We start from the raw sequence: 25,437 nt of genomic DNA on the forward strand, positions 1-25,437 counted from the left end.
GATTCCGGTGGCGCGCCTTGTCCATCCGGATCGATGCAGGCAGCGCGCGTTCAGGTCAGGACCAGTCGCGAAACGGGTTGTCCCACGTGGCCCAGTGTTCGGGGCCGGCGGCCATCTCGGCGTCGGTCAGCAGACACGCGTCGAGGCGCGCGCGCAGCGCGGGCTCGTCCATGTCCATGCCGATCAGCACGAGTTCCTGGCGGGCGTCGCCGACGCGCTCGTCCCAGCGCGCGCGGATCTGCGCGACGGCCTCGGCGTCCCGCGGCCAGCGCTCGGGCGGCACGGCCGCCCACCAGTAACCCGCCGGCCCGTGCCGCGCGACCGCCCCGGCCTGCGACCACGACCCGGCGACGGTCGGATGCGTGGCCAGCCAGAAGAACCCCTTCGAGCGGACGACGCCCGGCCATTCGCTTTCGACGAGCTCGAAGAAGCGCCGCGGATGGAACGGCCGCCGCGCGCGGTAGACGAAGCTGCGGATCCCGTACGCGTCGGTCTCCGGCGTATGCGTGCCGCGCATCTCCTGCAGCCAGCCCGGCGCGCGCGACGCCTCGTCGAAGTCGAACAGGCCCGTGTCGAGCACGCGCTCGAGCGGCACCTTGCCGAACTCGGCGATCTCGATCCGCGCGCGCGGGTTCAGCCCGCGCAGCAGCGCGACCAGCCGCTCGCGCGCGCCGGCGTCGATCAGGTCGATCTTGTTGATCACGATCACGTCGCAGAACTCGATCTGGTCGACCAGCAGATCGACGACCGTGCGCGCGTCCTCGTCGCCCAGCGATTCGCCGCGCGACCGCAGGCTGTCGCGCGACGCGTAGTCGCGCAGGAAATTGAATGCGTCGACCACCGTCACCATCGTGTCGAGCCGCGCGACTTCGCCGAGGCTGCGGCCGTCCTCGCCTTCGAACGTGAACGTCTCGGCCACCGGCAGCGGCTCCGAGATGCCGGTGGATTCGATCACGAGCTGGTCGAAGCGCCCTTCGCGCGCGAGCCGGTCGACCTCGATCAGCAGATCCTCGCGCAACGTGCAGCAGATGCAGCCGTTGCTCATCTCGACCAACTTCTCGTCGGTGCGCGACAGGCCCGCGCCGCCGTCGCGCACGAGCGCCGCATCGATGTTGACCTCGGACATGTCGTTGACGATGACCGCGACGCGCCGGCCCTCGCGATTGTTGAGGATGTGGTTGAGCAGCGTCGTCTTGCCGGCGCCGAGGAAGCCGGACAGGACGGTCACGGGAAGCCGCGTGGACGGACGGGGTGCGGTGCGCATCGGGCGATTCCGGAAGAGGAGGTCGAGGAGCAGATGATATATTGTATCGCAACGATATAACATATCATTTTGAACGTCCAGCGCTCCGATCGAACGACGTGCCGGCCGGAACGGCAAGCGCCCGCACCGGACCGTCGGCGCGGAGCCGCCGCGCAGCGGCCCCGCGCCCGTATTGCCGTCACGTATAAAGCGACGCCTGCGGCAATTCCCCCGTCAGCGCGAACCGGCCGACATCGCGCAACCGGTAGTCGAGCGGATCGTGCAGCGTATGCGTGCGCGCATTCCGCCAGAAACGGTCGAGGCCGAGCGACGCGGCCGTCGCGCGCGCGCCGCACGCGTCGAACAGTGCTTCGCCGTTGTCGAGCGCCGCGCGCTGCGCGACGATCTTCGCTTCCGATACCGCAAGCGCGACGTCGGCGCGCGCGTCGGCCGTCAGCGCATCCTGACGCGCCCACGCGCGCTGCAACGCAGCGGCCGCGCGATCGGCCAGTGCCGCCGCGGCGATCGCGCGCACGCGCATGTCGCCGACACGCTGCAGCGTGTACGGATCGTCTTCCGCCTGCGCGACGTCCGCGTGAATCCACGGGCGGCCGTGCTGCCGCACGTAATCGCGCGCCTCGGCCAACGCGCCTTCCGCCAGGCCGACGAACAGGTTCGTCAGCACGAGCTGCGACACGAGCGTGCGCAGCGTCGCGCGCGGCGTCGGCGGCGCTTCGGAACGATGCAGCACCTCGTCCGCCGCGAGCGTCACGCCGTCGAAGCGCACGCTGCCGCTGTCGGTCTGGCGCTGGCCGATCGGGTCCCAGTCCTCGTTGACCGTGATCCCCGGACGATCGGTCGGCACGACGCCGAACACGGTGCGGCCGGTTGCCGGATCGTGCGCGGACACCGTCATGCGCTGCGACCCGCGCGTACCCGAACAGAAGCCCTTCACGCCGTCGAGCCGGTAGCCGCCGTCGGGCGTCGCCGTGGCGATGAGCCGCGTATCGAGCGGATTGACCGCATTGCCCCACCACCAGCGCTGCTCGACCGTGCCGCGCAGATAGCGTTCGCGCTGCGCAGGGTTGCCCCATACGTCGACGCTCACCACCTGCAGGCACTGGAACCCGACGAGATGCGCGAGCGCGCTGTCGACGCGCGCGACCTGCCGGATCGCGTCGTAGATCTCGGGCCATGCGGCTTCCTGCCCGCCGAACGCGCGCGGCACCGCGAGCGTCAACAGGCCCGCGTCGGCAAGCCACTGTTTCTCCTGCGCCGCGTGACCGCCCGTTCGGTCGCGCTCGGCGGCGGTCACGCGCAGCGCGTCGATCGCGCGCGCCAGCGCGTCGCGGTCGACGGCCGGTGCATCGGTATCCGGCGCGAAGGTCGCCGGGCCGCGTGGATCGTTCATGCAAGGGCTTCCTGTGCGACGGTTGCGCCCGACAGCGGCACCAGCGCCTCGAGCCGGCGGCCGGTGAGGCGCGACAGGATCTCGCGCCGCCAGTCGTCGTAGATCGCGCGGTATTCGGCGATATCGGCGCCGAACACGTGCGCGGTGTGCGCGTATTCGTCGTGCAGATAACCGTCGAGCCGTGCCTGCGTTTCCTCGTCGGCCGCGATCACGCGATCGATCAGCGCGTCGCGCTCGGCGGCCGGCAGCGCCTTCAGCGTGTCGAACCACCACTGGACGATCTGCACGCGATGCCACTCCTCGTCCGGCCGGATCCGGTTCTCGCCATGCTCGCGCATCGCGCTGTCGCCGATGCGGCCGGTCTTGCGCTGGATCCACAGCTTCGCGAGGATGTGCAGCTCGTAATGCCATTCGAACGCAAGAAAACCCGCGACGTCGCGCACCGCGATGTCGCCGATGCGCGCCCAGTGCGCGGCGACGAGCCGGTCGACTTCCGGCAGCGGATCGCGCCCCGTCAGTTCGGTGACGCGTTCGCGGCCGATCACCGCGTGCGCGCCGTCGTCGCCGAGCTGGCGCGACAGGATCAGCTGGAAATGCGGATCGTCGCGGAACAGCGTGTCGATCGCCTTCGCGACGACCTGCACGATGAACAGGTCGTGCGACGCCATCTTCGTGTAGTAGTCGGCGACGGCGGCCAGTTCGTCGTCGTTGCGCGGCTCGCGCGGCGGTGTCGCGAGCTTGGCCGGAAAGTCCGGACGGTGGCGTCGCGCCACGTCCAGGAACAGCGCTTCCTCGAATGCTCCGTTCCACTCGCGCGGAGCGCCGATGGGCAAGGTCATGGGTAGGTTCTCTCAGGATCAGGAATGAAACGAGCGGACGCTTGTGGCGTCGCTCAGGTACGCCGGGTCACGCGTCGGACCAGGCGGTCGCCCGTGATTTGCACGGCCGAGACGAGCGCGATCAGGATCACGATCACGGTCGCCATGACGGTGGTGTCGAAACGTTGATAGCCGTAGCGGATCGCCAGATCGCCGAGCCCGCCCGCGCCGACGGCGCCCGCCATCGCGGTCGAGCCGATCAGCGCGACGACGGTGATCGTGAAGCCGCCGAGCATGCCGGGCAGCGCCTCCGGCAGCAGCACGTGCCACACGATGTGGCGACGCTTCGCGCCCATCGCGAGCGCCGCCTCGATCAGCCCGCGATCGACTTCGCGCAGGCTCACTTCGGCGATCCGCGCGAAGAACGGGATCGCGGCGATCGACAGCGGCACGACGGCTGCCCACACGCCGATCGTCGTGCCGATCAGCACGCGCGTGAACGGCAGCAGCGCGACGAGCAGGATGATGAACGGCGTCGAGCGGAACACGTTGACGAGCGCGCCGAGCACCGCGTTCACGCCGCGCCGCGCGTAGATCCCGCCGGGTGCGGTAGTGACGAGGATCACCGCGAGCGGAATGCCGAGCAGCGCGGCGATCGCGGCCGATGCCGCGACCATCGACAGCGTGTCGCGGATCGCGTCGAGCAGTTCGGGCCACCAGAGCTCAAACATAACCGAGCACCTCCGCGTGATTCGCGTGGCGCCGTGCGCGTTCGAGCAGCACGGCGACCGCGCGGCGCGCAGGCTGCGCGCCCGTGTCGTCCACGCCAGGCTCGGCCGCGATCACGAGCCGCCCCTGCGCATGGCCTTGAATACGCTCGATGCCGCCGTGCAGGAACCGCACCGAGCCGCCGAGCGCCGCCGCGAGCGCGCCGACGTCGGGCTCGCCGCCGCTCTCGCCCGTATAGCGGACGTCGAGCACGACCTGCGCACCGTCGGGCAACGCGGCCTGTTCGGGCAGCGGCTGCACACGCGCGGCCAGCTCGGCCGGCAGGTCATGCTGCAGCGTACTGAGCAGCGCGCGCGTCGCGCCGTGGCGCGGATCGCCGAACACACGCCACACGGCGCCCGTTTCGACCACTTCCCCCTGTTCGATGACCGCGACCGTATCGCACACCGCGCGGATCACTTCCATCTCGTGCGTGATCAGCACGATCGTCAGCCCGAGGCGGCGGTTGATGTCGGCAAGCAGCGCGAGGATCGATTGCGTCGTCTCCGGATCGAGCGCCGACGTCGCCTCGTCGCACAGCAGGACCTCGGGATCGTGCACGAGCGCGCGGGCAATGCCGACGCGCTGCTTCTGCCCGCCCGACAGGCTCGCCGGATACGCATCGCGCTTGGCCGCGAGCCCGACGAGATCGAGCAGCGCCTCGACCTTGCGCACGCGCTCGGCCTTCGGCACGCCGGCGATCTTCAGCGGCAGCGCGACGTTCTCGAACACCGTCTTCGCGGACAGCAGGTTGAAATGCTGGAACACCATGCCGGTGCGCCGTCGCAGCGCGACGAGCCCGTCCTCGTCGAGCGCGCCGACGTCGACGCCCTGCACGCGCACGCGGCCCGAACTCGGCCGTTCGAGGCCGTTCACGAGCCGCAGCAGCGTCGATTTGCCGGCGCCGCTGCGGCCGATGATCCCGAACACCTCGCCGCGCCGCACGTCGAGCGTCACGTCGCGCAGCGCGGCAGCGTGGCCGCGCGGCGTCGCGAATACCTTGCCGACCTGCTCCAGCGAGACGGCCACGCCGTCATATCGCGCGGCCGCTTCGTCACGCGCCGCGGCCCCCGCGCCGGCCCGCACGGCCGACGGCTCGATGAAACCCAGCGTATCGAACAATTGCGTCATCGCTTCGCTCCGTCAGGTTCACGCATGCGCGGGATGCGCGGGTTCGGTTTGCGCCGCGGCGGCCGGCCGGTGCTGCGCGCCGGTGTGCCACGCGGGCAGGCGCGGGCCCGCGCCGAACAGCTTCTCGCGCAGCGTCGGCGCGGGATCGTAGTCTTCCTTGTAGACGCCGCGGTTCTGCAGTTCCGGCACGACCCAGTCGACGAAATCCTCGAACGATTCGGGCATCACGGTGCGCGTCAGGTTGAAGCCGTCGATGCCGGTCTCGTCGATCCACGACTGCAGTTCGTCCGCGACCTGCGACGGCGAGCCGACGATCGGCGCGTAACGGCCGCCGAGCGACATCTGTTCGAGCATGCGCCGCACGGTCCACGTGCCGGTCGTGCTCTTGCGCGAGATCGCGTCGACGGCCGACTGGATCGAATCGGTCTTCACGTACGAGATCGGCTCGTCGAGGCCGTACTGCGCGAAATCGATGCCGGTCGAGCTCGCGAAATGCGCGAGGCCGGCTTCGGGGCTCGCATAGCGCCGGTATTCGTCGAATTTCTCGCGTGCGAGCCGCTCGGTCTCGGCCGTCACGACGCTCACGCCCGCGAAGATCCGGATCGATGCCGGATCGCGGCCCTGCCGCGCGGCGGCCGCGCGGATGTCGAGCGCCGCCGCGCGCGCGGCCGCCTTGCTCTGCCCGTTCACGAACACGCATTCCGCGTGACGGCCCGCGAACTCGACGCCGCGCGCCGACGACCCGGCCTGGTACAGCACCGGCGTGCGCTGCAGCGACGGCTCGCTCAGATGGATCGCGTCGACCGAATAGAACGGCCCGTCGTGCTTCACGCGCCGCACCTTGCCCGGCTGCGCGAACACGCGCGCCTGCGCATCGCGGATCACCGCGTCGTCGTCCCAGCTCTGTTCCCACAGCTTGTAGACGACGTCCATGTAGTCGTCCGCGCGCTCGTAGCGGTCGTCGTGGCCGATTTGCTGCGCGAGGCCCATCCCGCGCGCGGCGCTGTCGAGGTAGCCGGTGACGATGTTCCAGCCCACGCGGCCTTTCGTCAGATGATCGAGCGTCGACATGCGGCGCGCGAACAGATAAGGCGGCTCGTAGGTCAGGTTCGCGGTCACGCCGAAGCCGAGATGCCGCGTGACCTGCGCCATCGCGGGCACGAGCAGCAGCGGATCGTTGACCGGCACCTGCACCGATTCGCGCAGCGCCGCTTCGGGGCCGCCGCCGAACACGTCGTACACGCCGACGATGTCCGCGAGAAAGATCCCGTCGAACTTGCCGCGTTCGAGCGTCTTCGAGAGATCGGCCCAGTAGTCGAGATCGGTGTAGTGCGCGGAGCGGTCGCGCGGATGCGTCCACAGCCCGTGGTTGATGTGCCCGACGCAGTTCATGTTGAACGCGTTGAGCAGGATCTTCTTGCGGTTCGCCGTCGTCATGCCTGCCTCCGTCACCACGCGATCGCGTACAGCGAGCCGAACGCGTTGTCGAGCGCACGGCGCACGGCCGGCGAGTGCTGGTAGATCGCGATGAACTTGCGGATGCGCGGATCGTTCGCGCTCTCGGGCCGCACGACCCACTGGATCGCGAAGTTCTTGTTCTCGGTGCCGTCGAACAGCAGCGCGCTGTTCGGATCGGTCGTGCCGGCAAGCTTGATGAAGCTCGGGTAGCCCTGCGCGAGATCGACGTCGTCGAGCGAGCGCGCGAGCTGCGACGCCTCGAGCGGGATGATCTTCAGATGCTTCGGGTTGGCGACGATGTCGTGCGTGGTCGCGCGGTAATCGGCGCCCGGCTTCAGCGTGATGAGCCCGGCGCGCTGCAGCAGCAGCAAGCCGCGCCCGCCGTTGACCGGATCGTTCGCGATCGCGACGCGCGCACCGTCCTTCAGTTCGTCGAAGCGCTTCACCTTCTTCGAATAGAGGCCGATCTTCATGATCGTGCCGGGCGCGATCGAGATGAAGTTGTAGCCGCCCTGCTTCTTCGCGTTCTCGAGAAACGGGATGTGCTGGAAGTAGTTGACGTCGATGTCCTTGTTCGCGAGCGCGGCGTTCGGCGTATTCCAGTCGGTGAACTCGACGATCTTCACGTCGAGCCCCTGCTCTTTCGCCTCCTTCGCGGCGATCTTCAGCGCCTCGATCTGCGGGCTGGTCGAGATGCCGACCTTCAGCGGCGCGGTGTCGGCGCGCGCGCCGTTCAGCAGCACGACGCCGAGCAGCGCGGCCATCAGCAGGCGAGCCGCGCGGCCGGCGGAAAAGCGGGCGGAAAAAACGGGATGCAGCATGAAACCACTCCTGTCCAAAGACGGTATCGACGGATGAGCGGCGCCGCGGCGAACGCATGGGCGTTCTCCGGACGGTCGTCATCGCATCGGAAAAGGATCAGCCGATGATAGAGAGCGGCGCGGGGGCGGTCTACGAAGCGATTGTGGGAAGAAAATCGCGCGCGGCGATATGGCGGGCGGCCGGGCGCGCCCAAAGGGCCGGCCGGACGCCGGACCGGGTGCCTGGCCGGCCGTCTGGCCGAAATCTCGGCCTGGGCGCGCGGCGAATTCCGAAATCTCGGCCAGCCGGCCGGCCAACCCTTTCCGCAGACGAAACAAATCCCTTATGAATCAATGCATTGAAAATATTCCGGCAGGCCGGATTCCTGGCACGGGGGTTGCGTAACAGACGGCACACGATGCCGCGAAGCGATGCAGGCATTCCAACATCAGGAGACACGTCTTGCAGACCTCTATCCATACCCCGTCCCATCCCGAGCCGATTGCCGAAGCCGGCCCCGCCACGCGCGCACGCTTCTGGCCGGAAGGCTGGTGGAAGCTGATGGAAATCCGCATCGGCATCATCCCGCTGCCCGTCTACGTGATCCTGTTCGCGCTGATCGTCGGCTTCGCGGTGACGGGCAAGGTGCCGGGCGAAATCTCGATGGCGATCGCCGTGCTCGCGTTCTTCGGCTTCACCTGCGCGGAACTCGGCAAGCGCCTGCCGCTCCTGCGCAACATCGGCGCGGCCGCGATCTTCGCGACCTTCGTGCCGTCGGCGCTCACGTACTACCATGTGCTGCCGAAGCCGGTGCTGAACCTGACCGTCGAATTCACGAAGTCGACCAACTTCCTGTACCTGTTCATCGCGTCGATCATCGTCGGCAGCATCCTGAGCATGGATCGCCGCGTGCTGATCCAGGGCTTCGTGAAGATCTTCATCCCGCTCGCGGCCGGTTCGGTCGCCGCGGCGATCGTCGGCACGGCCGTCGGCACCGCGCTCGGCCTCGGCGCGCGCCACACGCTGCTGTACATCGTCGTGCCGATCATGGCGGGCGGCGTCGGCGAAGGCGCGATTCCGCTGTCGATCGGCTATTCGGAACTGATGCACCTGCCGCAGGGCGAGATGTTCGCGATGGTGCTGCCGCCGGTGATGCTCGGCAGCCTGACCGCGATCATCCTGTCGGGCGCGCTCGACATGCTCGGCAAGCGCCTGCCGCACCTGACCGGCAACGGCCGCCTGCAGGTCGGCGAAAGCGGCGACATGACGCCGGAAAGCGAAGAGATCCGCGGCCATGTCGACGTCACGCACATCGCGGGCGCCGGCATCACCGCCATCACGCTGTACCTCGTCGGCCTGATGGCGCACAAGCTGTTCGGCCTGCCCGCGCCGGTCGCGATGCTGTTCCTCGCGGTGCTCGTGAAGCTCGCGCGCGCGGTGTCGCCGCCGCTGCAGGAAGGCGCGTTCGTCGTCTACAAGTTCTTCTCGACCGCCGTCACGTATCCGCTGCTGTTCGCGATCGGCGTCGCGATGACGCCGTGGGACAAGCTGACCGCCGCGTTCACGATCGTCAACGTGGTCACGATCGTGTCGACCGTCGCGACGCTGATGGGCACCGGTTTCGTGGTCGGCCGCCTGCTGAAGATGTACCCTATCGACACCGCAATCGTGAACGCCTGCCACAGCGGGCAAGGCGGCACCGGCGACGTCGCGATCCTGACCGCCGCGAACCGGATGCAGCTGATGCCGTTCGCGCAGATCGCGACGCGGATCGGCGGCGCGATCGTCGTCACGGTGACGCTGATCCTGGTCGCGCACTTCGGTTGATGCGCGGCCGCGCGCACCGTCGCGCAGGCTGCTTCGCACGCGCCGCCGCCGGCCTCGCCGGCGCGCGGCGCGTGTCGTTAGGGAGGGCCGGTGGCGGAGGGCCGGTGGCGGAGGGCCGGTGGCGGAGGGCCGGTGGCGGACGGCCGGTGGCAGATCGACGGTAGCGGGCTTCGATGAGGGCGAACGTGCAAAAGGGCTTCAAGGGAATCCCGTGGTGGGGCTGGGCGTCGGCTGCCGCGCTGTATGTCGGCGTGGCGGGCGCCGCCGTCGATTTCGCGTGGGAACGCGCGATCGACGCGCTCGAGGAAACCGGCGCGCACCGGCTCGACCTGTACGCGTCGAGCCTGAAGAGCGAACTCGGCCGCTTCGAGATCCTGCCGGGCCTCGTCGCGCGGCAGGACGGCGTGCGCGCGATGCTGAAGGCCGCGCCGCACGATGCGCCCGCGCTCGTGCACTCGGTAAACACCTACCTCGAAGCCGTGAACCGCGACGCCGGCAGCGGCGCGGTCGACGTGATCGACCTGCAGGGCGAGGTGATCGCCGCCAGCAACTGGAACGAGACGATCAGCTTCGTCGGCACCAACGTGTCGTACCGGCCGTACTTCAAGGACGCGCTCGCGCGCGGCAGCGGCCGCTTCTTCGGGATCGGCACCAACACGGGCGTGCCGGGCGTCTATTTCGCGAGCGCGGTGCGCGACGACGGCGTGCCGATCGGCGTGGCCGCCGTGAAGATCAGCGTCGATCCGCTCGAATCGGCCTGGCGCGCGCCGGGCGTCGCCGCGATGGTCGTCGACAGCAACGGCGTGGTCGTGATCTCGACCGAGCCCGCATGGAAATTCACCGCGCTGCGCCCGATCACCGCGCAGCAGCAGCGCGACATCCAGGCGTCGCGCCAATACGCGGGCCGCACCGTCGACGCGCTGCCGTACCGCCGCATCGGCGACCGCAGCTCGGCCGCGTGGTTCGGCACGTTCCCCGATCCACGCCGCGCGGGCCACACCACGCGTTATCTCGTGATGTCGCGCCCCGCGCCGCAGGCCGGCGATTCGCTGATGGTACTGCTCGACATCGCGGGCGCGCGGCGCCAGCAGCAGACGGCGTTCGTGTTCGTCACCGGCGCGTTCCTGATCGCGGCGCTGCTGGCCGGCTATGCGATCCAGCGCCGCCGGGCGATCGTCGCGCGGCTGAACGCGCAGGACGCGCTGCGCCGCGCGAACGACCGGCTCGAACTGACCGTCGCGCAGCGCACGGCCGCGCTGACGGCCGCGAACGAGCGGATGCAGCGCGAGATCGTCGAGCGCGAGCGCACCGAGCAGCGGCTGCGCGCGTCGCAACAGGAAGTCGTGCATGCGGGCAAGCTCGCGGTGCTCGGGCAGATGGCCGCCGGCCTCACCCACGAGCTGAACCAGCCGCTCGTCGCGATCCGCACGCTGTGCGACAACGCGCGCACGTTCTTCGAGCGCGGCCAGCCGGCGCCGGCGCTCGCGAACCTCGAACGGATCGGCAAGCTGGTCGACGGCATGGCCGTGCTCACCGGTGAGCTGAAGACCTTCGCGCGCAAGCCCGACGTCGAACGCGTCGCGGTGTCGCTGAACGAGGCCGTCGCGCATGCGCGGCTGATCTACGACGCGCGGATTCGCGACGAAGGCGTGCGGCTCGACGTGAACATCGCCCCCGGCACGACCGTGTCGGCCGAGTCGAGCCAGTTGCAGCAGGTGATCGTGAACCTGCTCGGCAACGCGCTCGACGCGGTGCACGACGCACCGGTGCGCCGCATCGTCATCGAAGCCGCCGGGCCCGACGAAGCGGGCCGCGTGCGCTTCACGGTGGCCGACAGCGGCGCCGGCATCGCGCCCGACGTGCTGCCGCACCTGTTCGAGCCGTTCGTCACGACCAAGCCGCGCGGCCAGGGCCTCGGGCTCGGCCTCGCGATCACGTCGCGCCTCGTCGAGGCATTCGGCGCGAGGATCGCCGCGACGAACCGCGACGAGGGCGGCGCGCAGTTCAGTATCGAATTCGCGGCGGCCACGCCGCAACAGAGGATAGAGCATGGAAGATAAGATTCGCGTGCTGGTCGTCGAGGACGATGAAAACGTCCGGATCGGCGTCGAGCAGGCCGTCGCGCTCGCCGGGTTCCCGGTGGACGCATTCGCGTCGGCCGCCGACGCGCTCGCCCACGTCGCACCGGGCGCGCCGGTCGTGATCGTGTCGGACGTGCGGATGCCGGGCATCGACGGGCTGCAGCTGCTCGACCGCGTGATGGCCGTCGATGCGCAGATCCCGGTCGTGCTGATCAGCGGCCACGCGGACATCTCGACGGCCGTCGGCGCGATGCAGGTCGGCGCGTACGACTTCATCGAGAAGCCGTTTTCGTCGGACGTGATCGCCGGGCGCGTCGCGCGCGCGGTCGAGAAGCGCCGCCTGACGCTCGAGGTGCAGGGGCTGCGCGCGGCGCTGAACAACTGGCAGGGCATCGAGGCGTTCGTGCTCGGCAAGTCGCCCGCGATGGCCGACGTGCGCAAGAAGATCCTGCGCCTCGCCGATACCGCGGTGTCGGTGCTGATCACCGGCGAGACGGGTACCGGCAAGGAACTGATCGCGCGCAGCCTGCACGACTTCGGCGGCCGGCGCGACGCGCATTTCGTCGCGCTCAATTGCGGCGGCCTGCCCGAGCAGATCTTCGAGAGCGAACTGTTCGGCCACGAAGCCGGCGCGTTCACGGGCGCGATCAAGAAGCGCATCGGCAAGATCGAATGGGCGGACGGCGGCACGCTGTTCCTCGACGAGATCGAGACGATGCCGATTGCGCTGCAGATCAAGATGCTGCGCGTGCTGCAGGAGCGCGTGGTCGAGCGGCTCGGCGCGAACGAGCTGATTCCGGTCGACTGCCGCGTGGTGGCCGCCTCGAAGGCCGATCTCGCCGAACTCGCGGCCGACGGGCGCTTTCGCGCGGACCTCCTGTATCGCCTCAACGTCGCGCAGATCGAGCTGCCGCCGCTGCGCGAGCGGCGCGAGGACGTACCGTTGCTGTTCGAGCATTTCGTGCTCGCGGCCGCGCGGCGCTTCGGGCAGCCGGCGCCGGTCGTCACGGCCGCGCAGGTGTCCGAACTGATGACGCATGCGTGGCCCGGCAACGTGCGCGAGCTGCAGAACGTGGCCGACCGCTTCGTGCTCGGGCTGACCGGCGACAGCCTGCTGTCGTCCGGCGCAGCGCCGGTCGTGGGCGGCACGCTCGCGGAGCAGCTCGCGTATTTCGAACGGATGCTGATCGAGGACATGCTGCAGCGTCACCACGGCAACGTGGCCGATGCCAGCGTCGCGCTCGGCATGCCGAAGAAGACGCTCTATCACAAGCTGCGCAACCTGCGGATCCCCGCGCGCGGCGACGCGGCGGCCGACGGTGGCGAATGACGCGAACGAGGGCACGCACGACAGCATGGATCGCATCGAAGTCACCGAACGCGGACGCATCACCGGCCACCTGATCCGCGGCATCACGCACGCGCGGAAGACCTTCCGCCCGAGCGACTGGCCCGAGCGCCTCGCGGGCGTCATCACGCTGTTCGTCGGCGAACGGCGGCCCGGCTATCCGTGCGCGCTGTCGCGGCTCGCGATGCCCATCGTCGACGGCAACGTCAAATGCCTGTTCGTGTCGGACGAATTGCGCACCGTATGCGCGGACGCATTCGCCTTCGCGATGCAGTTCGCCGCCGACAACGACCTTCCCGTCGCGCTTCAGACCGCGCCCGCGTTGACGGTGCGCTGACGCGCGGGCCTCCTTTTTCGCGGCGAAGGCGCATGCGCGCGGGCCGTCGCGCGCCCTTTCATCGGCGAAATGAATCGTCAGACGATTGAAGGCCTCGACACATGACCACGCTGCGACAAGGGTTTCCGCCACAGCCATCAAAAAAATTGATCGTCACGATGAAAATTATGCGTTTTCCTTGCAGGTCGCCGTGATGCATAGTTGCGTCGTGTTGACGCACCTTTGAGCCTTTCAGTCATGAACATGCGAATCGAGCCGTCCGTGCTCGCGAACCCCGACCTGCAATTTGCGACGCTTTCGTCGGGCATCAGCCTGCCGTATGTCGAGCGGGGCAGCGGTGCGCCGATGGTGTTCGTGCACGGCTCGCTGTGCGACTACCGCTACTGGGATCCGCAACTTGCCGCGCTGTCGGCCCACTACCGCTGCATCGCGCCGAGCCTCAGCCACTACTGGCCGGCCGTCGAAGCGGGCATCCAGGACGAGTTCAGCTGGCAGAACCACGTCGACGAGCTCGCCGAATTCATCGACGCGCTCGATCTCGGCCCCGTGCACCTGGTCGGCCATTCGCGTGGCGGCAGCGTTGCATTCAACGTCGCGCGCCAGCATCCGCACCTCGTCGAGTCGCTCGTGCTCGCCGATCCGGGCGGCCCGCTGCAGCAGCCGGGCGTGCGCGAAGCCGCGCTGCCGGCCGCCGCGCTCGCGCTGCGCACGCAGGCCGTGAACCTGATCGGCCAAGGCGACGTCGAATCCGGTCTCGAGATGTTCGTCGATTCGGTGAGCCTGCCGGGCGCGTGGAAAAAGAGCACGTCGCGCTTCCGCACGATGGCGATCGACAACGCGAGCACGCTGCCGAAACAGCTGCGCGACCCGCTACCCGCGTATTCGCAGCACACGGCCGGCGATATCGCATGCCGCACGCTGCTGATCGACGGCCAGCGCAGCCCGAAGATGTTCCGCCACAACGTCGATACGCTGTCGCAGTGGATCGCCAACGCGCAACGGCAGACCGTCGCCGGCGCGTCGCACGGGATGAACGCCGCGAGCCCCGCCGTGTTCAACCGTTACGTGCACGAATTCGTCGCCGCGTGATTTCCGGGGCGGCTGTCGCGCCGCCCGTCACGCCTTTTCCCCTCCGACACGAAACGATGCGGGCGGCCAACCCCGCGTCGCACCGTTGCGCCTGCCTTTGCCTCAGACGACCGGTTCGGCCTTGCGCGTCACCGCATCCGGCAATCCGAACACGCTGTCGAACGCCCAGTTGTACGTGAACGTGAAGATCGGGAAGAACACGATCAGCACCGCGTCGTACAGGAACGCCTGCCACAGCGACACGTCGAGCCACCACGCGATCAGCGGAATCAGGAACGTCACCAGCGCGACCTGGAACCCGATCGCATGCACCACACGCCGCCCGACCGTGCGCGTCGTCGCCGCGCTGCGCCGCTCCCATGCCTCGAACGCGAGGTTGTACAGAAAATTGACCGTGACGCCCGTCGTCGAGATCATCACGCCCAGCAGGCCGCTCGCCGCGACACTCGCCCCGCTCAGCATGCCGAGCACCGACGACGCGACGAGGATGCCGAGCACCTCGAACATCACGACGTAAACTATGCGTCTCTTCCACCCTTGCATGACCATCCACCTTCATGTCGAACAAGGTGGCGAGACTATCAGCGGGCCGCCGCCCGCCCAAGTCAGGTCCTTTCAATTTTGCTGACAGGAGGCCGCCGATGCTGACCAGCGATCACATCGACATGCTGCTGACCGTGATCGACCAAGGCTCGTTCTCGGCAGCCGCGCGTGCGCTCGGTCGCACGCCGTCGGCCGTCAGCATGGCGATCGCGAACCTCGAGGCCGAACTCGATCTCGTGCTGTTCGATCGCGGCTCGCGCGAACCGACGCCAACCGCCGCGATGATCGCGCTGCTGCCCGATGCACGCTCGATCGCCGAACGGCTGCATGCGCTGCGTGCGCATGCGCGGCACTTGTCGGAAGGCGTCGAGGACACGCTGCGGCTCGGGCTCGCGGCCGAACTCGACGGCGCGCCCGTTGCGCGTGCGCTGACCGCCGTTGCCGCGAAATACCCGGCGCTCGCGATCAGCATCGTGACCGCGCCGCAGGACGCGATCGTCGACGCCCTGCATCGCGGCACCGTCGATCTCTGCGTCGCGTACGGCGGGCTCGACCTGCATCCGCGGGAGCAGATTCATGCGCTGTGGACCGAGACGCTGCTAGCCGTTGCGGCGCCCGATCATCCGTCGCTCGCCGAAGCCGCGCATCCCGAAGGGATCGAGCGGCTGTCGGGTTTCCGGCAGATCGTGATCGCCGATCCCGAACGGCCATTGACCGACGTGCGGCCGCTGATCGGCAACCGCACCTGGAAAGTGACCGACATGGCGACCGCGATCTCGCTCGTGAAGGCCGGGCACGGCTGGGCGAACCTGCCCGAATCCATGATCGGCCGGTATGTCGCCGACGGCGAACTCGCGCCGCTCGTGTTCGCGAACATCCGCAACGGCTTGCCGCTGCCCGTTTATCTGCGGCGGCCGAAGCATACGGAGCTCGGCAAGGCGGCGAGCGAGCTGGTGCGCGCGCTGCGGGCGGCCGGCGACGGCAAATAGCCGGCGTGGCGGCCATCGCCGCCACGCCGTCGGTCAACGCCCGGCGGCCTGACCGTTAGTTGCGATCAATGCGAGGCAACCGCCGCGCCCTGAATCGAATCGACGAGCGCTGCGTTGTCGTACCGTCGCCCGGCAATGCCCCATCCGCCATCGGCCGCATGCACGACATTCACCCATACCTGCGCCGGCGTCAGGCGCCCGCCCGCGCGATGCAGCACGATCCCGGTCGCCCGTTCGACGAATTGCCGCTGCTTGTCGGGCGCCGCGAGCGCCACGGCAGGCAGTTTCAGTTCGACGAACGCGGCGGGCGCCGCGCGGCCGTGCACGAAGGTCCTGTTACGCGGCAGCACGTTGAGCGTGCCCACCACGTTCGGCGCCAGGAACCCGTTCCCGGTCAAGCCCTCGACTTCCAGCAGCGCATCGGTCAACTCGGCAAACACCGGCCCCTCGTCGTCCGGCGTGAAAACCCCTTCGGATACTGTCAGCGTAATCGGCATCGCACTTTCTCCAGGTCAGGTCATCGGAATCGTGACGTGATATAAATATCAGTCACTCTCTATACATTAGACACTGATCGCTCTCTATGCAAGTCATAAAGAGAGCGATCGCCCTGAAGCGAGCCTGTCATGCGTTATTCCGTCGAGCACAAGCACGAAACCCGCACGCGCATCCTCGAAGCCGCGAGCCGCCTGTTCCGCCAGGAGGGTTACGGCGGCTCCGGCATCGGTCCGCTGACGAAAGCGGCCGGCGTCACCAACGGCGCGTTCTACGGGCATTTCAAATCGAAAGGCGAAGCGTTCCGCACCGTCGTGCTCGACGGCCTCGACCAGCTCCGGCAAGGCGTCGCGGCGCTCAAGGCCGAACACGGCGCGCGCTGGCGGCGCCCGTTCGTGTCGTTCTATCTCGGGCCGCGGCGCACCTGCGCACTCGGCGAAAGCTGCGCGCTGCCGAGCCTGTCGCCCGAAGTGATGCGCGCCGACGACGACACGCGCGACGCGTACGAACAGGCGTTGCGGCAGATCGTCGACGAAGTGTCGTCCGGGCTCGGCGACCCACCCGACGACGACCGCGCGATCGCGTTCCTCGCGCTGCTGTCGGGCGGCGTCACGCTCGCGCGTGCCGTGCGCGATCCCGAACTCGCGCAGCGCATCGCCGATGCGGTCGGCCGCTACGCAGTCGTGATCGCCGAGCGCACGGACGTGCAGCCCGAACGGCAGCCCTGACGACCGGCCAATGAAAAACCCCGACCCGCGTTGCCGCGAATCGGGGTACTGGCCTCCACCATCTGCCTGAACGGCCCTTGACGGGCCGCCGCGTCAACGTGCTGCGACTTCCGCCTTCACGGAGGCCGCATCGCCGACCGCCGTCGGCGCCGCGCCCCAGCCGCCGCCGAGCGCGCGGATCAGGTTGACGGTCGACACGGCCTGCGCGCCGGTCAACTGGTTCGCCTGCAGTTGCGACTGCAGCACCGAGCGCTCGCTGTCGATCACGTCGAGATAGGCGACCTCGCCTTCCTGGTACTGCGTCCGAGACAGCTTCGCCGCACGGCGCGACGCATTGACGGCCGCATCCTGCGCGCGGATCTGGTCGTCGAGCAGGCGCAAGTCGGACAGATTGTCCTCGACCTCGCGGAACGCGACGAGCACCTGCTGCCGGTAGTTCGCGACCTGCTCGTCGTACTGCGCGCGCGCCTGCTGCACGCCGGCCGCGCGACGGCCGCCGTCGAACAGCGGCAACGTCAGCGCGGTGCCGGCGAACGGCCCGAGCAGGAACGTGCGGCTCGACCACAGGAACAGGTTGCCGAGCGTCGACGCTTCATAACCGAACGAGCCCGTGATATCGAGCTTCGGGAAGTACGCGGACTTCGCGAGGCCGATCCGCGCATTCGCGGCGGCCATCGCGCGCTCGGCCGCCGACACGTCCGGACGGCGTTCGAGCAGCGCGGACGGCAGGCCCGGCGGAATCTTCACCGCGACCGGCACGATCGGCGTTTCCTTGAACCCGAAATCCGCGGGCGCCTTGCCGAGCAGGATCGCGAGCGCATGCTCGGACGCCGCACGCCGGCGCGCGACGCCGACCGCATCGGCCTGCGCGCTGGCCAGCTCGTTCTTCGCGCGCGACACGTCGAGCTCGCTGATGTCGCCTTCGTTGAAGCGGCGCTGCACGAGCGTCAGTGCCTGCTCGCGCAGCTCCACCGTGCGGCGGTACAGGTCCTGGTCCGCATCGAGCTGGCGCAGTTCGAAGTAGTTCTGCGCGACGTCGGCCTGCAGCGCGAGCTGCACCGAACGGAACAGCGCTTCGCTCTGCGCCTGGTCCGCACGCGACGCCTCGACGTTGCGGCCGACGCGGCCGAACAGGTCGGCCTCGTACGACACCGTGCCCTGCGCGCGCCACAGCGTCGCGTTGGTCGGGCCCGTGCCCTGCGGCTGGAACTGCGACGCCGACGACAGCCCTTCGCGCGTCGGCCCGAAACCGGCGCCGACCTGCGGGAACCATTGCGAACGCGCCGAACGCGTCGCCGCGCGCGCTTCCTCGACACGCGCGGCCGCGGCCTTCAGGTTCTGGTTCGCGGCGAGCGCCTGGGTCTCGAGCGAATCGAGCACCGGGTCGCCGAATACCTTCCACCATTCGCCGCGATGGGCGCCGTCCGACGGCTCGGCCGTCTTCCAGGTGCCGGCCTGCTCGCCGGCGGCGAGCGTCGGCGCTTCCTTGAATGCGGCGGGCGCCGCGGCATCCGGACGCTGGTAGTCGGGGCCCACCGCGCACGCGGCGAGCAGCGTCGCGAGCAGGGTGCTCGCGGCCGCCACCTTCGCGAAGCGCATCAGGCCGTTCGTGTTGTGCATGTTGTCCATCTTGTTTTCCTCAAGCATCCGAAGCCGACGCGCCCGACGGCGGCACGCCGTATCCCGACGAATCCTTGCCGGCGACGTGGATCTTGCCGCCCGCGAGCGTCCGCAGCACGACGTAGAACACCGGCGTCAGCATCAGCCCGAACAGCGTCACGCCCAGCATCCCGAAGAACACCGCGACCCCCATCGCATGGCGCATTTCCGACCCGGCCCCCGTCGACGTGACAAGCGGCACCACGCCCATGATGAAGGCGATCGACGTCATCAGGATCGGGCGCAGACGCAGCCGGCTCGCCTCGATCGCGGCCTCGAGCGGCGTCCTGCCGTCGTGTTCGAGCTCGCGTGCGAACTCGACGATCAGGATCGCGTTCTTCGCCGACAGCCCCACCAGCACCATCAGGCCGATCTGCGTGAAGATGTTGTTGTCGCCCTGCGTGAGCCACACGCCCGTCAGCGCCGACAGAATGCTCATCGGCACAATCAGGATCACCGCGAGCGGCAGCGTCAGGCTTTCGTACAACGCCGCGAGCACGAGGAACACGAGCAGCACGCTGATCGGGAACACGTACATCGCCGAATCGCCGGCAAGAATCTGCTGGTACGTGAGGTCGGTCCACTCGAACCGCACGCCGCGCGGCAGCGTTTCATGCGCGATGCGCTCGATCGCGGCCTGCGCCTGGCCCGACGAGAAACCCGGCGCCGGGCCGCCGTTGATGTCGGCCGCCGTGTAGCCGTTGTAGCGCACGACCATTTCGGGGCCGAACGTCGGCGTCACGGTGACGAGCGACGACAGCGGCACCATCTCCCCCTTGTCGTTGCGCGTCTTCAGCTGCAGGATGTCGTCCGCGCGCTGGCGGAACGGCGCATCGGCCTGCACGCGCACCTGGTACACGCGCCCGAAGCGGTTGAAGTCGTTCACGTACAGCGAGCCGAGATACACCTGCATCGTGTTGAACACGTCGGTCACCGGCACGCCGAGCTGCTTCGCCTTCACGCGATCGAGATCGACGTTGAGCTGCGGCACGTTGATCTGGTAGCTCGTGAACAGCGGGCCGAGTTCAGGCGCCTGCTGCGCGCGCTTGATGAAGTCGTTGGTCGCATCCGACAGCTTCGCGTAGCCAACCGCGCCGCGATCCTCGATCTGCATCTTGAACCCGCCGAGCGTACCGAGCCCCAGCACCGGCGGCGGCGGGAACACCGCGACGAACGAATCCTTCATCGTGCTGTACTGCTGGTTCAATGCGCCCGCGATCGCGCCGGCCGACAGCGCCTTGCCATGCCGTTCCGAGAACGGCTTCAGCGTGACGAACACGATGCCCGCGCTCGAGCTGTTCGTGAAGCCGTTCACCGACAGCCCCGGGAACGCGACCGCGCTCTCGACGCCCGGCTGCTTCAGCGCGATCGAGCCCATGTCGCGGATCACCTTCTCGGTACGGTCGAGCGACGCGCCGTTCGGCAGCTGCGCGAACGCGATCAGGTATTCCTTGTCCTGCGCGGGCACGAAGCCGCCCGGCACGACCTTCGACACGAGCACGGTCGCGCCCACCAGCACGAGGTACACGCCGAGCATCAGCGTCTTGCGCGACAGCACGCCGCGCACGCCGCGGCCGTAGTTCTCCGCGCCGCGATGGAACACCTTGTTGAAGCCGCGGAAGAAGCCGCCGAGCACGCGGTTCATCACGCGCGTGAGCCAGTCTTCCTTGTCGCCGTGACCCTTCAGCAGGATCGCGGACAGCGCCGGCGACAGCGTCAGCGAGTTGAACGCCGAGATCACCGTCGAGATCGCGATGGTCATCGCGAACTGCTTGTAGAACTGGCCGGTCAGGCCCGACATGAACGCGAGCGGCACGAACACGGCGACGAGCGTCAGCGCGATCGCGATGATCGGCCCGCTCACTTCCTGCATCGCCTTGTAGGTCGCCTGCCGCGCGTTCATCCCGCTCTCGATGTTCCGCTCGACGTTCTCGACGACGACGATCGCATCGTCGACCACGATCCCGATCGCGAGCACCATCCCGAACAGCGACAACGCGTTGATCGAATACCCGAACGCCAGCAGCAGCGAGAACGTGCCGATGATCGACACCGGCACCGCGATCAGCGGAATCAGCGACGCGCGCCAGGTCTGCAGGAACACGATCACGACGATCACGACCAGCGCGATCGCCTCGAGCAGCGTGTGCACGACGGCCTTGATCGACGAGCGCACGAACTGCGTCGGGTCATAGACGATCTTGTAGTCGACGCCCGCCGGCATGTCCTGCTTCAGCTCGGCCATCGTCTTGCGGACTTCGTCCGAGATCTGCAGCGAGTTCGCACCCGGCGACTGGTTGATCGCCATCGCGACGGCCGGCTTGTTGTCGAGCAGCGAGCGCAGCCCGTATTCGGACGCGTCGAGCTCGATCCGCGCGATGTCGCGCAGGTGCGTGACGCCGCCGTCCGGCGTCGTCTTCACGACGATGTCGCCGAATTCGTCTTCCGTCTGCAGACGGCCGCGCGCGTTCACCGACAGCTGCAACGGCGTGCCGGGCAGCGACGGCGACGCGCCGATCACGCCGGCCGCGACCTGCACGTTCTGCTCGCGGATCGACTGCACGACGTCCTCGGCCGACAGCCCGCGCTGCGCGACCTTCTGCGGATCGAGCCATACGCGCATCGCGTAGTCGCCCGAACCCCACAGCTGCACCTGGCCGACGCCCTGGATCCGCGACAGGCGATCCTTCACGTTGATCAGCGCGTAGTTGCGCAGGTAGGTCATGTCGTAGCGGTTGTCCGGCGAGATCAGGTGGACCACCATCGTCAGCGTCGGCGAGCTCTTCACCGTCGTGATGCCGAGCCGCTGCACGTCTTCCGGCAAGCGCGGCAGCGCCTGGTTCACGCGGTTCTGCACGAGCTGCGTGGCCTTGTCCGGATCGGTGCCGAGCTTGAACGTGACGGTGATCGTCATGTTGCCGTCGCTGTTCGCCTGCGACTGCATGTAGAGCATGTCCTCGACGCCGTTGATCTGCTCTTCAAGCGGCGACGCGACCGTCTCGGCGATCACTTTCGGGTTCGCGCCCGGATACTGCGCCTTCACGATCACCGAAGGCGGCACGACTTCCGGATATTCCGAAATCGGCAGCAGGAACATCGCGATCACCCCGCCGAGCAGGATGATCACCGATAGGACTCCTGCAAAGATCGGCCGGTCGATAAAGAATTTGGAAATGTTCATGTGTGGCTCTGTCTGGTTGAACGCGGATGCGAAGCGGCGGGCCGCTTACGAATCCGCCTTCGCCGGTGCGGCCGGCTTCGCGTTGTTCGCGAGCGGCGCGGACGGCGCATCGCCGCCCGTCATCGGGACCATGTGCGGCTTCACCTGCTCGCCGGGGCGTACGCGCTGCGTGCCGTTCACGATCACGCGATCGCCGGCCGACAACCCGCTCACGATCACGCGCCGGTTGCCGTGCTGCATTCCCTGCTGCACTTCGCGGTACGACACACGGCCCTGCTGGTCGACGACGAACACGAACTTCTTGTCCTGGTCGGTGTTGATCGCCGCGTCGTCGACGAGCAATGCCTCGTGCGGCGCGCTGCCGCCCACCTTCACGCGGGCATAGAGCCCCGGGACGAGCGCGCCGTCGGCGTTGTCGAAACGCGCGCGTACGCGGATCGTGCCGGACGACGTATCGAGCCGGTTGTCGACCGAATCGATCTCGCCGCTGCGCGAGTAGCCCGTTTCGTTCGCGAGACCGAGCTCCACCGGCACCTTGCGGCCATTGCGCGCGCCGTTGATGTATTGCAGGTAGGTCTGCTCGTCCGCGTCGAACGACGCGTAGATCGGCGACACCGATACCAGCGTCGTCAGCGGCGCGGCCGACGCGCCGGCCGACACGACGTTGCCGAGCGTGATTTCCGCGCGCGACACGCGGCCCGACACGGGGGCGGTGATCCGCGTATAGCCGAGGTTGATGCGCGCCGTTTCCAGCGCGGCTTCGGCGGCCTTCAGGTTCGCCGTCGCCTCGCGCGCCGCGTTCTGCTTCTCGTCGTAGTCGCGCTTCGCGATCGCGTTGTCGCCGATCAGCCGCTGCGCGCGCTGCCAGTCCGTCTGCGCATAACCGTTGCGCGCCTGCGCGGCGGCCAGCTGCGCGGCCGCGCGATCGGTTTCGGCCTGGTACGGGCGCGGGTCGATCACGAACAGCACGTCGCCCTTCTTCACGAGCGCGCCGTCCTTGAAGTTCACCGCGACGATCGTGCCCGACACCTGCGGACGCACGTCGACTTTCTCGACCGCTTCGAGGCGGCCCGAATAACTTTGCCAGTCGGTCACGGTTTGCGGCACGACGGTCGCGACGTCGACTTCGGGCAGCGGCGCCGCCGCTTTCTCGGGCGCGTTCGCGTTCACGCGCATCGCGCCGAACGTGCCGAGGCCGACGACGGCGAGCGTCACGATCGCCGCGGTGGCGATTCGCGAGCGGGAGGTGCGTAGGATGACCATGTGGATCTCCAGTAAACGTGGAATGGTTTTGGTTATTCGGAACGGTTCGGCTGGCGCGCCTGGAAGCGGCACTGGAAGAAGCGCACGGCTTCCTCGAACGCGGCTTCGTGCGTCGCGAGCGCGGCGTGCGTGATGTCCGGATAGCGGATCACCTGCGTGAGCACGCCCGACGAGATCAGGCAGCTCGCATATTTCTCCGCTTCGACGTGCAGCACGTCGTTCTGCGCGGTGACGACGAGCGTCGGCGGCAGCCCCGCGAGGCGCACCGACTCGAGCGGCGCCGCGTACGGATGCATGCGCTGCGCCGCCTGCGGCAGATACGCGCGATAACAGGCCGCGCATTCGCGCGGGGTGATGTCGGACGCGAGGCGCTCGGCGTCGCCGATGCGCGTCATGCTCGGGTCGAGCATCGGTCCGAACAGCGCCTGCGCGGCGATCGACACTTCACCGCGGTCGCGGGCGATGAAGGCGAGGCAATTCGCGAGCTGGCCGCCCGCGTCGTGGCCGGCGACCCCGATCTTCTTCGGGTTGCCGCCGAACGCGCGGGCCCGCGTCGCGACCCACACGGCCGCGCGATACGCATCCTCCGGCGCGGCCGGAAAGGGAAAGGCCGGCGCGAGCGAATAATCGACCGACACTACGAGTGCTGGTAAGCGTTCTGCTAAAAAACGCGCGGCGAAATCCGCGTCCTCGAGCGAACCGCGGACGAAACCGCCGCCGTGGAAATAAAGCACTACCGGCAACCCGGTCTTGTCCGGGCGGCGGTAGAGGCGCAGCACGATGTCCTGCGCGTAGCCGGGAATTTCCACTTCGGCGACCGTCAGCGCCGCGCCCGCCAAGGCTTGCGCGGGCAACGCGGCTTTCAGGAATTTGCTGAATTCAGAAGCGTCCATGACGATGCAGCATCCATTTCGAGATGGAACGAATTCTGGGTCCGGCAGACATTGGGATAAATGCCTATAATCCGGCAACACAATTCAACGCCCCCGAACAATCCGAGGCTGCGTTTACCCACGAGGTAGCGCAGCCTTGTCGTTCCGGCGGCAAATTAGATTGCGGAGGTTGTGATGGACCGGCTTCAGGCCATGCAGGTGTTTACTCGCGTCGTCGATACAAGCAGCTTCACCAAGGCAGCAGAAACGCTCGGCCTGCCGCGAGCGTCCGTCACGACGATCATCCAGAATCTCGAAGCCTTCCTCGGCGTGCGGCTGATGCACCGGACCACGCGCCGGCTGTCGCTCACGCCGGACGGCGCCGCGTACTACGAACGATGCGTGCGGATCCTCGCGGACGTCGAGGAAACCGAAGCGAGCTTCCAGGCCAACAACCGGAAACCGCACGGAAAGTTGCGTATCGACATGCCGGGCTCGATCGGGCGGCTGCTCGTGATTCCGTCGCTGTGCGAATTTCATACACGCTATCCGGACATCGACCTGCAGCTCGGCCTGTCCGACCGGCCGGTCGACCTGCTGCAGGAAGGCGTCGACTGCGTGATCCGGGTCGGCGCGCTGCAGGATTCGTCGCTGGTCGCGCGTCGCGTCGGCCTGTTCGAATGCGTGACGGTCGCCGCGCCCGCGTATCTCGAGCGCCACGGCGAGCCGCAGACGATCGACGATCTCGGCCAGCACAAGGCCGTCAATTATTTCTCAAGCCGCACCGGCCGCACGATCGACTGGACGTTCCTCACCGAAGGCAAGGAAATCGAGGTGAAGATGAACAGCATCGTGTCGGTGAACGACGCGGATGCGTACGTGACCTGCGGGATCGAAGGCTTCGGCCTGATCCAGCCGCCGCTCTTCATGGTGCTGCCGCAGCTGCGCGAAGGCCGGCTCAAGGAAGTGCTGCCCGGCGTCAAGCCGCTGCCGATGCCGATCTCGGTCGTGTATCCGCACAGCCGCCACCTGTCGCCGAAGGTGCGCGTGTTCGTCGACTGGGTGGCCGAGGTGTTCGACCGCTGCCCGCTGCTGAGCGGCAAGGGCAGCCTCGACGCGACGTGCAGCAAGCGCACGTTCGAGGAAGCCGAACGCGCACCGGCGCTCGACACGCCGGTCATCAACGAATGGGTCGCGTAATCGTCTGACCTGCATGCGCGGGCCGCGCGGCCCGCGCATCGTCCGCTCTCCTCGCCGTCTTCAAGCCGCCGATGCGCGCGGCGCATCCGATCCTTCCCGATTCCGCAGCAAACCTTTGTGTCGCGAGCAGCAATCGCCCGCGCGCGCCGTCGCGGATGGCCGCCGCACCCGCGTGCGCCCCGCTGCACGGGGCTG

At 68.2% G+C, this 25,437-nt stretch carries 21 protein-coding genes; 8 read left to right on the forward strand and 13 right to left on the reverse strand.

The features are described 5' to 3' along the window. Window positions 1-55: 55 nt before the first annotated feature. The 7 genes from zigA to WJ12_RS32735 all read right to left on the reverse strand — a co-directional run bounded on the left by zigA (window position 56) and on the right by WJ12_RS32735 (window position 7,650). Window positions 56-1,264, reverse strand: coding sequence for a zinc metallochaperone GTPase ZigA (zigA, locus tag WJ12_RS32705; protein ID WP_197423878.1), 1,209 nt, complete (start codon window positions 1,262-1,264; stop codon window positions 56-58). Between the two features lie 178 nt (window positions 1,265-1,442). Beyond that, a complete protein-coding gene (locus tag WJ12_RS32710; RefSeq protein ID WP_059558948.1) occupies window positions 1,443-2,654 on the reverse strand; it encodes an acyl-CoA dehydrogenase family protein in 1,212 nt (403 codons plus the stop codon). Next, the gene (locus WJ12_RS32715) at window positions 2,651-3,493 is read right to left on the reverse strand and encodes a hypothetical protein (protein ID WP_034187802.1); all 843 of its coding nucleotides are present in this window, start codon (window positions 3,491-3,493) and stop codon (window positions 2,651-2,653) included. Before WJ12_RS32715 ends, WJ12_RS32710 begins: the two co-directional genes overlap by 4 nt. 53 nt (window positions 3,494-3,546) lie before the next feature. After that, the gene (locus WJ12_RS32720; protein ID WP_034187801.1) at window positions 3,547-4,203 is read right to left on the reverse strand and encodes a methionine ABC transporter permease; all 657 of its coding nucleotides are present in this window, start codon (window positions 4,201-4,203) and stop codon (window positions 3,547-3,549) included. Next, the gene (locus WJ12_RS32725; RefSeq protein ID WP_059558950.1) at window positions 4,196-5,371 is read right to left on the reverse strand and encodes a methionine ABC transporter ATP-binding protein; all 1,176 of its coding nucleotides are present in this window, start codon (window positions 5,369-5,371) and stop codon (window positions 4,196-4,198) included. The genes WJ12_RS32720 and WJ12_RS32725 overlap by 8 nt, the downstream gene beginning before the upstream one ends. An 18-nt stretch (window positions 5,372-5,389) precedes the next feature. Beyond that, the gene (locus WJ12_RS32730; RefSeq protein WP_059558953.1) at window positions 5,390-6,808 is read right to left on the reverse strand and encodes an LLM class flavin-dependent oxidoreductase; all 1,419 of its coding nucleotides are present in this window, start codon (window positions 6,806-6,808) and stop codon (window positions 5,390-5,392) included. 11 nt (window positions 6,809-6,819) lie between these two features. Beyond that, complete coding sequence (locus tag WJ12_RS32735; protein ID WP_034187798.1) at window positions 6,820-7,650, reverse strand: MetQ/NlpA family ABC transporter substrate-binding protein; 831 nt, start codon at window positions 7,648-7,650, stop codon at window positions 6,820-6,822. A 442-nt stretch (window positions 7,651-8,092) separates the two neighbouring features. Between WJ12_RS32735 and WJ12_RS32740 the strand changes: the two genes are divergently transcribed. From WJ12_RS32740 to WJ12_RS32760, 5 genes are all read left to right on the forward strand, one after another. Next, window positions 8,093-9,457, forward strand: coding sequence for a 2-hydroxycarboxylate transporter family protein (locus WJ12_RS32740; protein ID WP_049028681.1), 1,365 nt, complete (start codon window positions 8,093-8,095; stop codon window positions 9,455-9,457). Window positions 9,458-9,630: 173 nt separating this feature from the next. Then, on the forward strand, window positions 9,631-11,517 hold the full coding sequence (locus tag WJ12_RS32745; protein WP_034187796.1) for a sensor histidine kinase: 1,887 nt from the start codon (window positions 9,631-9,633) through the stop codon (window positions 11,515-11,517). After that, window positions 11,507-12,868: a sigma-54-dependent transcriptional regulator gene (locus tag WJ12_RS32750; RefSeq protein ID WP_059558955.1), complete on the forward strand. Its 1,362-nt coding sequence runs from the start codon at window positions 11,507-11,509 to the stop codon at window positions 12,866-12,868. The genes WJ12_RS32745 and WJ12_RS32750 overlap by 11 nt, the downstream gene beginning before the upstream one ends. 25 nt (window positions 12,869-12,893) lie before the next feature. Then, complete coding sequence (locus WJ12_RS32755; protein ID WP_069246055.1) at window positions 12,894-13,223, forward strand: DUF3579 domain-containing protein; 330 nt, start codon at window positions 12,894-12,896, stop codon at window positions 13,221-13,223. 237 nt (window positions 13,224-13,460) lie between these two features. Beyond that, window positions 13,461-14,312 (forward strand): alpha/beta fold hydrolase, encoded by an 852-nt coding sequence (locus tag WJ12_RS32760; protein ID WP_059558958.1) that lies wholly within the window; start codon window positions 13,461-13,463, stop codon window positions 14,310-14,312. A 102-nt stretch (window positions 14,313-14,414) separates the two neighbouring features. Here WJ12_RS32760 and WJ12_RS32765 read toward each other — a convergent pair whose 3' ends face one another. Next, complete coding sequence (locus WJ12_RS32765; RefSeq protein ID WP_034187865.1) at window positions 14,415-14,855, reverse strand: PACE efflux transporter; 441 nt, start codon at window positions 14,853-14,855, stop codon at window positions 14,415-14,417. A 98-nt stretch (window positions 14,856-14,953) separates the two neighbouring features. Here WJ12_RS32765 and WJ12_RS32770 point away from each other — a divergent pair, with 98 nt between their 5' ends. Then, window positions 14,954-15,844: a LysR family transcriptional regulator gene (locus tag WJ12_RS32770; protein WP_049029246.1), complete on the forward strand. Its 891-nt coding sequence runs from the start codon at window positions 14,954-14,956 to the stop codon at window positions 15,842-15,844. A 65-nt stretch (window positions 15,845-15,909) separates the two neighbouring features. On the opposite strand, the gene WJ12_RS32775 is transcribed toward WJ12_RS32770, so the two are convergent. Then, window positions 15,910-16,341 carry a hypothetical protein gene (locus WJ12_RS32775; RefSeq protein ID WP_034187792.1) on the reverse strand — a complete coding sequence of 144 codons (432 nt, stop codon included), beginning with the start codon at window positions 16,339-16,341 and terminating at the stop codon, window positions 15,910-15,912. Window positions 16,342-16,470: 129 nt separating this feature from the next. On the opposite strand from WJ12_RS32775, the gene WJ12_RS32780 reads away from it, so the two are divergent. After that, the gene (locus WJ12_RS32780) at window positions 16,471-17,067 is read left to right on the forward strand and encodes a TetR/AcrR family transcriptional regulator (RefSeq protein WP_059558960.1); all 597 of its coding nucleotides are present in this window, start codon (window positions 16,471-16,473) and stop codon (window positions 17,065-17,067) included. A 93-nt stretch (window positions 17,068-17,160) separates the two neighbouring features. Here WJ12_RS32780 and opcM read toward each other — a convergent pair whose 3' ends face one another. Genes opcM through WJ12_RS32800 form a run of 4 tightly spaced genes read right to left on the reverse strand, consistent with a single transcriptional unit; the run spans window position 17,161 to window position 24,063 of the window. Continuing rightward, a complete protein-coding gene (gene opcM, locus WJ12_RS32785) occupies window positions 17,161-18,696 on the reverse strand; it encodes a multidrug efflux transporter outer membrane subunit OpcM (protein ID WP_034187790.1) in 1,536 nt (511 codons plus the stop codon). Between the two features lie 10 nt (window positions 18,697-18,706). Further along, window positions 18,707-21,907: a multidrug efflux RND transporter permease subunit CeoB gene (gene ceoB / locus WJ12_RS32790; protein WP_034187789.1), complete on the reverse strand. Its 3,201-nt coding sequence runs from the start codon at window positions 21,905-21,907 to the stop codon at window positions 18,707-18,709. 45 nt (window positions 21,908-21,952) lie between these two features. After that, window positions 21,953-23,170: a multidrug efflux RND transporter periplasmic adaptor subunit CeoA gene (ceoA, locus tag WJ12_RS32795; RefSeq protein ID WP_069246014.1), complete on the reverse strand. Its 1,218-nt coding sequence runs from the start codon at window positions 23,168-23,170 to the stop codon at window positions 21,953-21,955. A 32-nt stretch (window positions 23,171-23,202) separates the two neighbouring features. Then, window positions 23,203-24,063 carry an alpha/beta hydrolase gene (locus WJ12_RS32800; protein ID WP_034187787.1) on the reverse strand — a complete coding sequence of 287 codons (861 nt, stop codon included), beginning with the start codon at window positions 24,061-24,063 and terminating at the stop codon, window positions 23,203-23,205. A gap of 174 nt (window positions 24,064-24,237) precedes the next feature. Here WJ12_RS32800 and ceoR point away from each other — a divergent pair, with 174 nt between their 5' ends. Then, entirely contained in the window at window positions 24,238-25,242 is a 1,005-nt protein-coding gene (gene ceoR, locus WJ12_RS32805) for a putative multidrug efflux transcriptional regulator CeoR (RefSeq protein WP_034187786.1), read from the forward strand. Window positions 25,243-25,437: the final 195 nt, after the last annotated feature.

The sequence above is a fragment of the Burkholderia seminalis genome (genome assembly GCF_001718535.1).
Taxonomy (GTDB): domain Bacteria; phylum Pseudomonadota; class Gammaproteobacteria; order Burkholderiales; family Burkholderiaceae; genus Burkholderia; species Burkholderia seminalis.